This window comes from Serratia sp. 201, from assembly GCF_037027545.1.
Taxonomy (GTDB): domain Bacteria; phylum Pseudomonadota; class Gammaproteobacteria; order Enterobacterales; family Enterobacteriaceae; genus Serratia; species Serratia bockelmannii.
Genome location: NZ_JAXCHC010000027.1, coordinates 1 through 255 on the forward strand (window position 1 = coordinate 1; position 255 = coordinate 255).

At 45.5% G+C, this 255-nt stretch carries 1 rRNA gene; it reads right to left on the reverse strand.

Annotation, left to right across the window (positions count from 1 at the left end):
• A 23S ribosomal RNA gene (locus WA302_RS25235) occupies positions 1-98 on the reverse strand; the annotation flags it as partial.
• Between the last annotated feature and the right edge of the window lie 157 nt (positions 99-255).

Consider the following 255-nt stretch of genomic DNA (forward strand, 5'->3'; position numbering starts at 1 on the left):
CGGTTCATATCACCTTACCGACGCTTTTCGCAGATTAGCACGCCCTTCATCGCCTCTGACTGCCTAGGCATCCACCGTGTACGCTTAGTCACTTAACCTCACAACCCGAAGATGTTTCCATCGTTCGAGCTGCAAACATTTGAGAGACTCTATGACAGGTTACTCTTCATCCCAGTACATCTACGGAGGGATAAATTTCAGCCGTCATGTTTCAATTTTCAGCTTGTTCCAGATTGTTAAAGAGCAAAATACTTC